At 40.9% G+C, this 12,292-nt stretch carries 12 protein-coding genes; 1 reads left to right on the top strand and 11 read right to left on the bottom strand.

The genetic code is table 11. The features are described 5' to 3' along the window. Positions 1-90 precede the first annotated feature (90 nt). The 7 genes from racE to BM095_RS08105 all read right to left on the bottom strand — a co-directional run bounded on the left by racE (position 91) and on the right by BM095_RS08105 (position 7,324). On the bottom strand, positions 91-912 hold the full coding sequence (gene racE, locus BM095_RS08135) for a glutamate racemase (protein ID WP_091660079.1): 822 nt from the start codon (positions 910-912) through the stop codon (positions 91-93). Between the two features lie 236 nt (positions 913-1,148). Further along, entirely contained in the window at positions 1,149-1,364 is a 216-nt protein-coding gene (locus BM095_RS08130; protein WP_177194777.1) for a helix-turn-helix domain-containing protein, read from the bottom strand. A gap of 185 nt (positions 1,365-1,549) precedes the next feature. Then, positions 1,550-2,020 carry an acyl-CoA thioesterase gene (locus BM095_RS08125; RefSeq protein ID WP_091660073.1) on the bottom strand — a complete coding sequence of 157 codons (471 nt, stop codon included), beginning with the start codon at positions 2,018-2,020 and terminating at the stop codon, positions 1,550-1,552. 346 nt (positions 2,021-2,366) lie between these two features. Continuing rightward, positions 2,367-3,131 carry a succinate dehydrogenase iron-sulfur subunit gene (gene sdhB, locus BM095_RS08120; RefSeq protein ID WP_091660071.1) on the bottom strand — a complete coding sequence of 255 codons (765 nt, stop codon included), beginning with the start codon at positions 3,129-3,131 and terminating at the stop codon, positions 2,367-2,369. Then, entirely contained in the window at positions 3,131-4,903 is a 1,773-nt protein-coding gene (sdhA, locus tag BM095_RS08115) for a succinate dehydrogenase flavoprotein subunit (protein WP_091660068.1), read from the bottom strand. The genes sdhB and sdhA overlap by 1 nt, the downstream gene beginning before the upstream one ends. Before the next feature lie 35 nt (positions 4,904-4,938). Then, positions 4,939-5,550: a succinate dehydrogenase cytochrome b558 subunit gene (locus tag BM095_RS08110; RefSeq protein WP_091660065.1), complete on the bottom strand. Its 612-nt coding sequence runs from the start codon at positions 5,548-5,550 to the stop codon at positions 4,939-4,941. Between the two features lie 433 nt (positions 5,551-5,983). Beyond that, positions 5,984-7,324, bottom strand: a complete 1,341-nt coding sequence (locus tag BM095_RS08105; RefSeq protein ID WP_091660062.1) for a TrkH family potassium uptake protein — start codon at positions 7,322-7,324, stop codon at positions 5,984-5,986. Positions 7,325-7,436: 112 nt separating this feature from the next. Between BM095_RS08105 and BM095_RS08100 the strand changes: the two genes are divergently transcribed. Next, positions 7,437-7,817: a DUF2507 domain-containing protein gene (locus BM095_RS08100; protein ID WP_091660059.1), complete on the top strand. Its 381-nt coding sequence runs from the start codon at positions 7,437-7,439 to the stop codon at positions 7,815-7,817. Positions 7,818-7,854: 37 nt separating this feature from the next. Here BM095_RS08100 and uvrC read toward each other — a convergent pair whose 3' ends face one another. From uvrC to BM095_RS08080, 4 genes are all read right to left on the bottom strand, one after another. Then, the gene (gene uvrC, locus BM095_RS08095) at positions 7,855-9,624 is read right to left on the bottom strand and encodes an excinuclease ABC subunit UvrC (RefSeq protein ID WP_218151621.1); all 1,770 of its coding nucleotides are present in this window, start codon (positions 9,622-9,624) and stop codon (positions 7,855-7,857) included. A 288-nt stretch (positions 9,625-9,912) separates the two neighbouring features. Beyond that, positions 9,913-10,227 (bottom strand): thioredoxin, encoded by a 315-nt coding sequence (gene trxA, locus BM095_RS08090; RefSeq protein WP_091660053.1) that lies wholly within the window; start codon positions 10,225-10,227, stop codon positions 9,913-9,915. A gap of 228 nt (positions 10,228-10,455) precedes the next feature. Next, positions 10,456-11,433, bottom strand: a complete 978-nt coding sequence (locus BM095_RS08085) for an electron transfer flavoprotein subunit alpha/FixB family protein (protein WP_091660050.1) — start codon at positions 11,431-11,433, stop codon at positions 10,456-10,458. Continuing rightward, positions 11,430-12,218 carry an electron transfer flavoprotein subunit beta/FixA family protein gene (locus BM095_RS08080; protein ID WP_091660049.1) on the bottom strand — a complete coding sequence of 263 codons (789 nt, stop codon included), beginning with the start codon at positions 12,216-12,218 and terminating at the stop codon, positions 11,430-11,432. The genes BM095_RS08085 and BM095_RS08080 overlap by 4 nt, the downstream gene beginning before the upstream one ends. Positions 12,219-12,292 lie beyond the last annotated feature (74 nt).

The following is a 12,292-nucleotide window of genomic DNA, read 5'->3' as shown; positions in this document are numbered from 1 at the left end:
TAGTCTCCCTCCCAGAGCAGTTTGTACTACTATTTATACGAGCTCTAGGAAGAATTAGACCACAGAATAAAAAAAGGAGATGCATTGCCCTTATGACGAAAAGAAGCTTGCATTTTCACCAAGGTGTATGGTTAATGGATGATCGATGTGTGTGTCAAGCCACCGGTTGGCAATCATGGTAAAGGAATTTGGTGAACCAGTGGTATAAAAAGTATGACAAGGGGTCCGATTTCCTGTAAACAGCATGTCATTGTGATATAAAAGAGTACTTACCTCTCTCGCGGTCTCCGTTCCAGAAGAGATCAGAAACCGTTCACTCCCTATTGCTTTCTGGATCACATCCGCTAATAGCGGATAATGAGTACAACCTAAAATAAGTGTATCAAAACGTTTATTCATTAATGGTTCCAATGTACGCTTTACCATTTGGTATGATTCGAATCCCTCATATTCCCCTCTTTCTACGAGAGGGACAAAAGATGGGCAAGCCAGACTGTGGGCCGTTATGTTTTCGTTAATCTTATAAAGTTCATGAAGATATGCTTTGCTCTTAATCGTACCTTCTGTACCGATGATAGCTACATGTTCATTCTCTGTTGCTTTCAATGCAGCTGCTGCTCCTGGACGAATGACTCCAACGACAGGAATGGACAATGTTTCTCTCACTTCTTCTAGTACGACGGCAGTTGCTGTGTTACAGGCAATAACCAACATCTTTATGTTCTGATGGATTAATCGATCGATCATTTGCCAAGTGAATCGTCTTACTTCTTCTACTGGCCGCGGACCATATGGACAGCGTGCCGTGTCACCTATATATACCAATTCTTCTTTTGGCAATTGACGTTGAATTTCTTTTACTACTGTTAAACCTCCAACTCCTGAATCTATAATACCAATTGGTCGATTCACAATGCGTCCCTCAATTTCTATATGAATTTCACTATAAATCCTTTCTTATTTTCTCTCTTTTCTACCTGTCTGACAAGATGCCGAAAATAATTCCGCTGCTAATATGTCGTTTAAACGATGTAAAAATGCTGCCGTTCAGCATTAAAAAACGGCAGCTATACCATACATATACAGTGAAGAGAACCAAGTGTGAACCATATCTTCACTTGACCCCCTCTTTTCAAAAACACCCTGTATTAAATTTTAATCTCCCCAAGCTTAATTAGTTCAATAACTGCCTGAGAACGCCCCTTAACACCCAGCTTCTGCATCGTATTTGATATATGGTTACGAACTGTTTTTTCACTTATAAATAGCTGAGCTGCTATTTCTTTTGTTGTTTTATCCTGAACTAGTAACTCAAAAACTTCCCGTTCTCGCTTTGTCAGCATCCCACGGGATCCTCTGTCCATCTCCCTCAATGGCTTCACCCTTTCTCGACAAGGCTGATCCCCGTCTTTCACTAATAGGGAAAGGGTCGGAGTATGGAAAGAATATAGTCAGCATCATTGTATGCTTATGACTAGCTTTTTGTGTCCTTCTTCCTACGAAATGAGGGGTACGATACGGCCTATTAAACAGGGCTTGCTTATTGTTTCTATACTGTTCCTTTTTTTTCAAACTCTCGTCGTAATATTGTTCTCTGTTCTTCACTCCATGCTGCTGACTTACCGTTCGCTCGATTGATTTGAACAATAGCCCCTCTAGCCGTTAAACACGCTTCCCCCAACTGGTTTTCGGCTACATAATGAATATCTATTGAAGTCCTGCCAATCCGCACTATTTTCGTATAAATTGTTAATATATCACCATATGTAATCTGTTTTAAATAGTTGCAATGCATATCAGCCACAACACACATATATTTACTATCTGTTTCTTTCAGATCCTCTCTTAAACCAAGAGACTCTAGATACTCTAAACGAGCAACTTCAAAATACACGAAGGCATTTGTATTATTCACATGACCAAAAGCGTCGGTCTCGGAAAAACGAATTTTCACTTCAGTATGAAAGGAAAATCCTTCCCGCCACTCATTCCAGTTCTTAATATATGGAATCTGCGCCATTTTCTCACCACTCTACTATTTCATTGACTTCTCGTGCTCTAATATTAAAACCTTAAAAATAAGGTGCTAAAACAAAAGTTGGGGTGAATAGGATTAGATTCTTCCATTTCTTAAATAAGGTTGATGGCGAACAGGTGAGACGCCTGCGGGACGTCTGCTGAGAAGACTCAGTGAAAGCAAGCGTAGTGTAGCTTGAACTGATGTCGCTCTTGTGCCTGTGGTACAAACGAGCCTTAGAGAGCCATCTAACCTGTAGAGAAAAATGATTAATAACCCCAAAAACTTTTACAGAACCAAAAATAAAATGGCCCCGCAGGAATGCCCTGCGGGACGATATAACCCAAACTTATAGCTTGTCACTTCCAAAGAAGTTTTTAAATGATTGCAATGCAGTGTCACGGTTCAACGCGGCAATGGAAGTTGTCAAAGGAATTCCTTTTGGACAAGATTGCACACAATTTTGCGCGTTACCACAATCGGCAAGTCCACCGTCTCCCATTAAGGCTTCCAGACGTTCTGCTTTATTCATTTCACCAGTAGGATGAGCGTTAAAGAGACGTACTTGAGAGAGAGGTGCCGGTCCAATGAAGTCATTATTATCATTTACATTAGGACAAGCTTCTAGACAAACACCGCAAGTCATACATTTTGAGAGTTCATATGCCCACTGACGCTTATTCTCAGCCATACGTGGACCTGGCCCGAGATCATACGTTCCATCAATCGGAATCCACGCTTTCACTCTCTTCAAGGAATCAAACATTCTGCTTCTGTCAATCATCAAGTCCCTTACGACAGGGAATGTTTTCATTGGTTCAAGACGAATCGGTTGTTCAAGCTGATCTACAAGCGCAGTACATGATTGACGAGCTTTGCCGTTGATTACCATAGAACATGCCCCACATACTTCTTCAAGGCAATTCATATCCCAAATGACAGGGGTTGTTGTTTTACCCTGAGCATTCACCGGATTACGACGAATTTCCATAAGGGCTGAAATGACGTTCATATTGGGACGATATTCAATTTCAAATTCTTCTTTATATGATTCACTTTCCGGGCTGTCTTTACGAGTGATGATAAACCGGACTTTTTTATTTGTGTCAGCCATTATTTATCAGCTCCTTGCTTAGCGACCGCGGACTTCTTAGAGTAGTCACGTTTACGAGGCGGGATTAAAGAAATATCTACATCCTCATACTCGAAGTCGGGACCGCCTTTCGCAGAATTGTATTTTGCTTTTGTTGTTTTAAGGAACTCTTCATCATTACGCTCTGGGAATTCAGGTTTAAAATGAGCACCGCGGCTCTCGTTACGATTGTACGCACCAAGAGTAATGACCCGAGCCAGATTCAACATACCTTTCAACTGACGTGTGAAAGAAGCTGCTTGGTTGCTCCATTTTGCAGTATCAATCATATTGATATTATTCCAGCGCTCCATTAGCTCTTGGATCTTCTCATCAGTCTTGAGAAGAGTTTCGTTATGGCGAACCACTGTTACGTTGTCTGTCATCCACTCGCCAAGCTCTTTGTGAATAACATAAGCGTTTTCTGTGCCGTCCATGTTCATGATATCATCAAAAGCTTCTTGTTCCTTCTTCAGTTCAGCATCATATATGGAAGAAGGCAAGTCCTCAGAAGATTTCTCCAATCCATTTACATATTCGACAGCATTCGGACCAGCTACCATTCCGCCATAAATCGCAGAAACTAAAGAGTTCGCACCTAAACGGTTGGCTCCGTGCTGAGAATAATCACACTCACCTGCTGCAAACAGTCCAGGTATGTTTGTCATTTGATCATAATCAACCCACATACCACCCATAGAATAATGGACAGCAGGGAAGATTTTCATTGGAACTTTACGCGGGTCATCCCCCATAAATTTCTCGTATATTTCCATGATGCCTCCGAGCTTAATATCAAGCTCTTTTGGATCTTTATGGGACAGATCCAGATACACCATGTTCTCTCCGTTGATACCAAGTTTCTGGTTTACACACACATCAAATATTTCACGAGTTGCTATGTCACGAGGAACGAGGTTTCCATAAGCTGGATACTTCTCTTCAAGGAAATACCAAGGTTTACCGTCTTTATATGTCCAAACACGACCACCTTCACCACGAGCAGATTCACTCATTAAACGAAGTTTGTCATCTCCTGGTATAGCAGTCGGATGAATTTGGATAAATTCACCGTTTGCATAATAAACGCCCTGCTCATACAGCTTTGCAGCAGCGTAGCCTGTGTTGATTACGGAGTTCGTTGATTTACCGAAAATGATCCCCGGACCACCAGTCGCCATGATGACAGCATCCGCACGGAAGCTATCCATTTCCATCGTACGAAGGTTTTGAGCAGTAATACCTCGACAACGACCTTCATCATCAATCACTGCAGAAGTAAACTCCCAGCCTTCGTATTTATTAACGAGACCAGCAACCTCGTAACGACGAACTTGTTCATCAAGAGCATATAAGAGCTGCTGACCAGTCGTAGCACCAGCGAAAGCTGTACGGTGATGCTGTGTACCTCCGAAGCGACGGAAATCTAAAAGTCCTTCCGCAGTACGGTTAAACATTACACCCATCCGGTCAAGTAAATTAATAATTCCAGGTGCTGCTTCACACATCGCTTTTACCGGTGGTTGGTTCGCTAAAAAGTCACCGCCGTAAATCGTGTCATCGAAGTGAACCCATGGAGAGTCCCCTTCCCCCTTTGTATTAACAGCTCCGTTAATCCCCCCCTGGGCACAAACAGAGTGTGAACGTTTAACAGGGACAACTGAAAACAAATCTACTTGTTTCCCTGCTTCTGCTGCTTTAATTGTCGACATTAGACCAGCAAGTCCGCCACCGACTACAATAACTTTGCTCATTATGAAACCCACTCCTTAATTATTGGCTAAATGAATCAGGAAACGAAAGCGAACAGTGCTCTCATACCGATAATTGAAAGTACGACAAACACGACTATTGAGACATATGTCATAATATGCTGAGATCGAGGGCTGACGGTAAGTCCCCAAGATACGAAGAAAGACCATAATCCGTTTGCAAAATGGAATGTAGCAGATATTACACCAATAATATAAAAGATAAGCATAAAAGGACTGCTCAATATATCAACCATCATATCATAATTCACTTCCGCACCTAAAGCAGCTTGCACACGGGTTTCCCATACGTGCCAAGCAATAAATACAACAAGAATCACGCCTGTAATGCGCTGCAAAAGGAACATTTGGTTACGAAAGTATCCATACCGTTTCGTATTGTTTTTCGTCTGAAACACAATAAAGAGACCATAAATAGCATGGAATAGAATTGGAATATAGATTAAGATAAATTCAAGGAAAATTACGAAAGGCAAATTTCCCATAAATCCTGCAGCCGAATTAAAGGCGGCTTCTCCTTGCGTTGCAAAGTGATTGATAATAAGATGCTGGGTAAGAAACACCCCTATAGGAATGACGCCCAGCAAGGAATGAAGTCTGCGATTCATAAATTCACGGTTTTCTGCCATGCCAACTTTTCCCCCTAATAATTTTTTTCCTTTTTCTACGTACTTCTTTTAGGTTGCAGTAAATTACTTTATTAAAACGACCTCCCCGTTCTCTTCCAGAGGGTAAGTTTCATGTTCCTCATGCCTTTACCGTACTATTCCCAAAAGAAAAACAGTCTATGTTTGCGCTCGGCAGACTGCTTATCGTAACAAAATTTTATGTATCAGGAACACCCTATCCTCTGGAGCCATTCGTATTCATTTACCCCGCCAACCGGGAAGAATGTCGAAAAAGGAATTGATAGAAGACTGATTGGTCTGACGAATCAGCATTAATCAACGTCCCTTTCATAAATCCGACAAATTTATTGTACTCCCAGTTTTATAGCGAGTCAAGATTCTGTCATCTATTATCATCTTTTCTAAAGCGTTCGTGATCATTCCTTACATCAGATTAGCCAATGATGATTCGCTCGGTAGGGTACCTGTAGTGTGATTCTGTATCCTTCCTTTTCACAGAAAACAAAAACGCTATGATTCCAACACGCCCAATAAACATGAGAGCCATCAACACAAAATGACTTCCGGTGGACAAATTTGCAGTAACCCCAGTAGACAATCCACACGTTCCAAACGCAGAACTAGTCTCAAAAATTATATCTATTAAATCTACAGATTGGTTCCCTTGTTCCAACGCACTGATAACGGTAACTGCTGTGAAAAGACCAAAAATAAAGAAGGAGATAACCATAAAAGCTTTCTGTTTATCTTCCGGATCTATTTCCCTGCCAAATACTTTGACATCGTTCTTACCTAGGGCAAAGCTTTTCAAGGACAAAAACATAACGGCTACTGTCGTTGTCCGTATCCCTCCCCCCACACTAGAAGGGCTTGCTCCTATTACCATTAACGATGACATAAATAGTAAGGTGGGCAGCGTGAATTCCGAGACATCCAACGTTGACAATCCGGCACTTCTCACAGTAGCCGAATTAAACATAGAGTAAAATAACTGCTGGTGCCAGGCCAGGCCGTCAAAATACATGCCATTTTCTAAAAGCCAAATTCCAATGCCTCCAATAATAAAAATGAAGAAATAGGTAGTAACCGTTACTTTCGTAAAAAGACTAAAATTATAATGCCTCTCTTTTGTGATAAAATACTCTCTTACTTCCATAAGTACCGGGAAACCTATCGCACCAAGAAAAATTAACAAGATAACAATAAATTGTACATAATAATCGCTTGCAAATGGAATTAACGATTGACCTGTAATGTCGAAACCAGAATTCGTGAAGGCACTTAACGCTGCAAAACTTCCTTGATAATAAGCATCCCCAGCTGTTTCAAAATATTGCAGATAGTATGTTCCCAAAATGAGGGCGCCGACAAATTCAATCGCCAATGCGAGCAGCATAATTCCCCTCATTAACTTCACCATTCCAGAAAACTGATATTGGTTTTGGTCAACCATGATAAGCAGACGTTGAGATAAATTTATTTTTCTTCCAAATAACATCCACACCAATGTTCCAAGGGTCATAATTCCAATCCCGCCCACTTGCATTGCAAGTGCTAAAAAGATCACTCCTGTGACACTTAGTGATTCTGAAACATTCACAATCGTGAGCCCCGTTACGCTGACAGCTGATACAGAAGTGAAAAGAGCTTCCATGTAAGTTAAATCTATACCTGGCTTGTGTGATACAGGAAGCCATAATAAGATACTAAATAAAAATATTGAAAGAACGTAACTTATAATAATCATTCGAAAAGGTGTCAGCAAATTTTTCATAGCAGTACCTCCGGAAGAATTCGGGCTTAAGTATATCATTTCTTTCCAAGAGAGACCATAGAGTTTTGAGTGATTTGCGGTTATAATAATTTTGGGGAAAGGATGGTCTTTAATGGATTACACCGGGAATGAGGAATCTGATTTTGGTTATAAACTTCTCCGTTACACCTTGCTTCCCGAATTATTTGGGAGCGAGGAAGATGACATATTGTATTGGGGAGGAAAGACAATCGCTCGCAAGTATCCTCTCGAGAAACTGGATGACATTGTTACTTTTTTTAAAAAAGCCGGCTGGGGTGAACTTCGACTTGTAAATGAGAAGAAACGCTCTATTTATTTAGAAATGAAAATTGAAAAATCGAACCAAATTAGTCGTCACTTAGAGGCAGGTTACATTGCAGAGCAGATAGAACAAATCAAAGGCAGACCCGCTGTTACTTACATATCAAGAGAAAAAAACAAAGTGACATTTCATGTCCAATGGGACAAATAATAGTAAAAGCCCTTTCCGCCAATGGAAAAAGGGCTTTTTAATAGCTTTTTTTGAGAGCATCCATAAGATCTTTCGCGACTGTTTCAGGAATCGACAATTTTTGAAAGTCTTCTATTGTAGCTTCTTTCATTTTAGCTACGGATCCGAAATGACGCAGTAATCGTTTTTTTCTTTTCTCGCCGATTCCTGGAATGTCGTCCAAAACAGACGTAAACATACTCTTTTTTCGAGTCTCTCGATGGAATGTAATGGCAAAGCGATGCACTTCGTCTTGAATCCGTTGCAGCAAATAAAAGCCCTGGCTGTTTCGTTCGAGTTCAATCACCTGTACAGGCTCCCCAAATACTAAGTTAGATGTTTTATGCTTGTCATCTTTTGCCATGCCAGCTACAGGAATATGGAGGTTGAGTTCATGAACGAGCACATTTTTGGCTGCGCTTAATTGCCCTTTGCCTCCATCTACAAGAATTAGATCTGGCATAGGCGCATTTTCCTTTAACAGCCGAACATACCTTCTTCGAATCACTTCTTCCATAGAGGCATAATCGTCCGGACCCTTGACGCTCTTCACCCTGTATTTTCGATAATCTTTTTTCGCAGGTTTACCATCAACAAATGCGACCATAGCTGACACCGGATTCGTTCCTTGTATATTTGAATTATCAAAGGCTTCGATACGCCGAGGTGGATCTATCTGCAAAGCTTCACCAAGCTGCTCCACAGCTTTCACTGTTCGCTCTTCATCTCTTTCTATTAAAGCAAACCGCTCACGCAAGGCTTGGTCCGCATTTTTTTCTGCAAGTTGGACTAATTCTTTTTTCTTTCCTCGTTTTGGCTGCAGGACCTTTACATCTAGTAATTGTTCAGCCAATTTAGGATCAATGGATTCCGGAAGCAATACTTCTTTTGGCTTCATGTGCTCTTCCTTCAAATAAAATTGACCGAGAAAAGTTAAAAAGTCATCTTCCGGTTCCTTGTAAAATGGAAAAATCGATACATCTCTTTCTATTAGCTTACCTTGACGAACGAAAAAAACTTGTACACACATCCAGCCTTTATCGTACGTATAAGCGAATATATCACGGCTGACTTGGTCATTCATTGTCATTTTCTGCTTTTCCATAACGGCATCAATATGCTGAATTTGGTCTCTTAATTCTTTTGCTCGTTCAAAATTCAAATCCTCTGAGGCTTCAATCATCTTTTCTTGGAGGTCTTTTTTCACTTTCTGATGGCCATTATTTAAGAACCGTACTAATTGTGCAACCAATTCACTATTTTGTTCTTTCGTTACATTGAACTCACATGGAGCAAGGCATTGTCCAATATGATAATAAAGGCATACTCTATCGGGTAAAGTCCGGCATTTTCGTAGCGGATACAAACGATCCAGAAGCTTTTTTGTTTCATTTGCTGCGCTCGCATTGGGATAGGGACCAAAATATTTCCCGCCATCTTTTTTCACTTTGCGAGTAATAATTAAGCGAGGATGTGTTTCATTGGTAACTTTTAAATAAGGATAAGATTTATCATCCTTTAAAAGTACATTATACTTCGGTTCATACTTCTTAATTAAATTCATTTCTAGGATAAGTGCTTCTAAATTAGAAGAAGTAATTATATAATCAAGATCTGCGATTTCATTTACCAGGCGCTGTGTTTTTCCATCATGAGTTCCTGTGAAATAGGACCGTACACGGTTTTTTAAAACCTTTGCTTTCCCAACGTAGATAACAGTTCCATGTTTATCCTTCATTAAATAACAGCCAGGCTGATCCGGAAGAACAGCCAGCTTCTCTTTCACCATACTAATTTCCCTCTCCTTTTTGACAAGAAAAGCGCAAGCGCCCTGACTCGCACAGGATGTGCTGACTTCTGCGTCGGCTTACGCAGGAGGCATGAACGTTTACATAACAAACACGTAGTTTTGCGCTCTCAGCTGAAAAACCATAAGTGTTAAAAGGTTGCAGCGAAAGGTCCTTTCCTTACGTTGTCTGTGCCGTAATTGAATAGGATAAGAAAAACTGCTGATTTCCTTATCAGCAGCTTTTCTCCATATAGAAACATGCTCAGTCTCGAAGTTTCCAATGATCAATTACATGTGTTTATTGAGTAGCTCGACAAGTTGCTCTTTTGGCTGGAACCCCACTACTTGGTCCACTACTTCCCCATCCTTGAACACTAAAAGCGTGGGAATACTCATAACTCCATACTTTCCAGCTGTTTCTTGATTCTCATCTACATCCAGCTTTGCAATTTTAACCTTGTCACCCATATCAGAATCTATTTCTTCCAACACAGGAGCAATCATTTTACATGGTCCACACCATGGTGCCCAAAAATCTGCAAGTACTACCCCTTGTGAAGTTTCTTCTCCAAAATTCTGATCCGTTACATTGACTATTGCCATTTGAATACCTCCTTTTACATTCTGTACCGAAAACTCATTGCCATTATAGCATCAGGGTGTATTTCATGCGAATAACTTGCTTCATTTAATATTCCCACTCCACCTCCCCTATAAACAAAAGAACTGAAGCCATATATCGACTCCAGTATGAGTGGCTTGCGTATTTTTCCTCTATTTTTGATGGGCCCGCCTCTTCTTCTATTCCTCCTGTGTATCGCATCCTAAGAGTTAACTTTCAGAAGCATCGTCTTTTAAATGTTTTGTTATGTGTGGCACTACATCAAATAAATCTCCCACAATTTTATAATCAGCCACATCAAAGATAGGAGCCTCTGGATCCTTGTTTATGGCGACAATTACTCTTGAATGAGACATTCCCGCTAAGTGTTGAATAGCTCCTGAAATACCTGCAGCAATATAGAGATCCGGAGTCACTACTTTTCCAGTCTGACCAATCTGCAACGCATAATCACAATAACCGGCATCGCAAGCTCCACGAGAGGCTCCCACAGCTCCTCCTAATACATCAGCCAACTCCTCAAGTGGTTTAAATCCCTCCGCACTTTTTACACCTCGCCCTCCTGCAACAATGATTTTAGCCTCTGATAAGTCCGTCCCTCCCCCCGCTTTCTTCATCACATCCTTCACGACTGTCCTTATATCTTTTATGTTCACTTGCACATGACTCTTCTTTCCGTGACGGGATTGGTCCTTTGGTAAAGGTTCTACATTGTTTGGCCGTATCGTTACTAACCCCGATGTTTCTTTAAATGTTTTCTTTTCAAACGCTTTTCCTGCGTAAATAGGTCGGGTAAAAATAGGTTTTCCATTTACCACCTCTAAGGAGACAATATCAGTTATTAAGCCCATACCTATCTTTGCCGCCACTCGGGGTGATAGGTCTTTCCCTATTGCAGTGTGTCCTATTACAAGAACAATCGGCTGGTTATCAGGAAGCACTTGTAATAACGCTTGACTATACCCGTCTGTTGTATATTGACGGAGAGCTTGATGATCGGCAGTGATTACTTCGTCTGCTCCATGTTGTATCATGATATCGCTGTTTTCATTAGCATGCTCTCCAAAAAGAATACCTGTAACTGGATGATTTCCAGCTATTTTCCTGGCTGCGGCTAATGCTTCTATTGACACTGAACGAACGGTCCCGTCTTTCATTTCACCTAAAACAAAAACATGGTGTGTCATGAATCCTCCCCCCGTCCTACCACTTTTATCTCTTTCTTTAATACTCGTGCCAGTTCTTTTGCTTGTTGCTCGGCTTCCCCTTCAATATCTTTCCCTTCTTCTTTTGGAGGAGGAAGAAAACGCTCCACTGTTTCTGTTTTTGGCTTCCACTGACTTTCTCCTATATCTAGGTCCTTCAGCTCTATTCTTTCCAGTGGTTTCTTTTTTGCTTTCATGATCCCTGGAAGAGAAGGATAGCGAGGTTCATTTAATCCTTGTTGGCATGTCATTAATATAGGAAGAGATGTTTCAATCTTCTCTACATTTCCTTCTACATCCCTTTCTATCTGAACATTGTTACCCGCTAACTTCAAACCGGTAATAGCGGTCACTTGGTTTATTCCAAGTTTTTCCGCCACGTGAGAAGCAACTTGGCCTGCTCCATCGTCCACAGATACATTTCCACCAAGTATAATATCTACATCCTGCTTGCTTAAATAAGCTGCCACCAGTTCACTAATCGTATGGTGATCTGCTTCTTGTACGTCTTCTAAATTAATAAGAATAGCTCGGTCTGCCCCCATAGCTAATGAAGTGCGTAATTCTTTTTCGCAACTCTCTGTTCCGGCCGTCACTACGGTTACCGTGCCGCCATGTTTCTCGCGCAGTGTGATGGCTTCCTCAATAGCATATTCATCATAAGGGTTGATAATAAATTCTGCGCCTTCTTCTATCACAAGTCCGTTCTTTATTTCAATATGCTCCTCTGTGTCAAATGTCCGCTTCAGTAAAACGTAAATATTCATTATTATCCCTTCCTAACGTACTATCGTTCCCTGCCATTCACAGAGAAAATAAAAAACAGGTTTGGGATCATTTA

The organism is Alteribacillus iranensis (assembly GCF_900113025.1).
In the GTDB taxonomy this organism is placed as follows: domain Bacteria; phylum Bacillota; class Bacilli; order Bacillales; family Marinococcaceae; genus Alteribacillus_A; species Alteribacillus_A iranensis.
This window is presented reverse-complemented; position numbering and strand designations above follow the sequence as displayed.

Excerpts from the sequence above, each read along its gene's own strand:
- BM095_RS08080 (WP_091660049.1), bottom strand. The coding sequence starts at position 12,218 with ATGAATATTTACGTTTTACTGAAGCGGACATTTGACACAGAGGAGCAT.
- sdhB (WP_091660071.1), bottom strand. The coding sequence starts at position 3,131 with ATGGCTGACACAAATAAAAAAGTCCGGTTTATCATCACTCGTAAAGAC.
- uvrC (WP_218151621.1), bottom strand. The coding sequence starts at position 9,624 with ATGGTGAAAGAGAAGCTGGCTGTTCTTCCGGATCAGCCTGGCTGTTAT.
- trxA (WP_091660053.1), bottom strand. The coding sequence starts at position 10,227 with ATGGCAATAGTCAATGTAACGGATCAGAATTTTGGAGAAGAAACTTCA.
- BM095_RS08085 (WP_091660050.1), bottom strand. The coding sequence starts at position 11,433 with ATGACACACCATGTTTTTGTTTTAGGTGAAATGAAAGACGGGACCGTT.
- BM095_RS08110 (WP_091660065.1), bottom strand. The coding sequence starts at position 5,550 with ATGGCAGAAAACCGTGAATTTATGAATCGCAGACTTCATTCCTTGCTG.
- BM095_RS08125 (WP_091660073.1), bottom strand. The coding sequence starts at position 2,020 with ATGGCGCAGATTCCATATATTAAGAACTGGAATGAGTGGCGGGAAGGA.
- BM095_RS08100 (WP_091660059.1), top strand. The coding sequence starts at position 7,437 with ATGGATTACACCGGGAATGAGGAATCTGATTTTGGTTATAAACTTCTC.
- sdhA (WP_091660068.1), bottom strand. The coding sequence starts at position 4,903 with ATGAGCAAAGTTATTGTAGTCGGTGGCGGACTTGCTGGTCTAATGTCG.
- BM095_RS08105 (WP_091660062.1), bottom strand. The coding sequence starts at position 7,324 with ATGAAAAATTTGCTGACACCTTTTCGAATGATTATTATAAGTTACGTT.
- BM095_RS08130 (WP_177194777.1), bottom strand. The coding sequence starts at position 1,364 with ATGGACAGAGGATCCCGTGGGATGCTGACAAAGCGAGAACGGGAAGTT.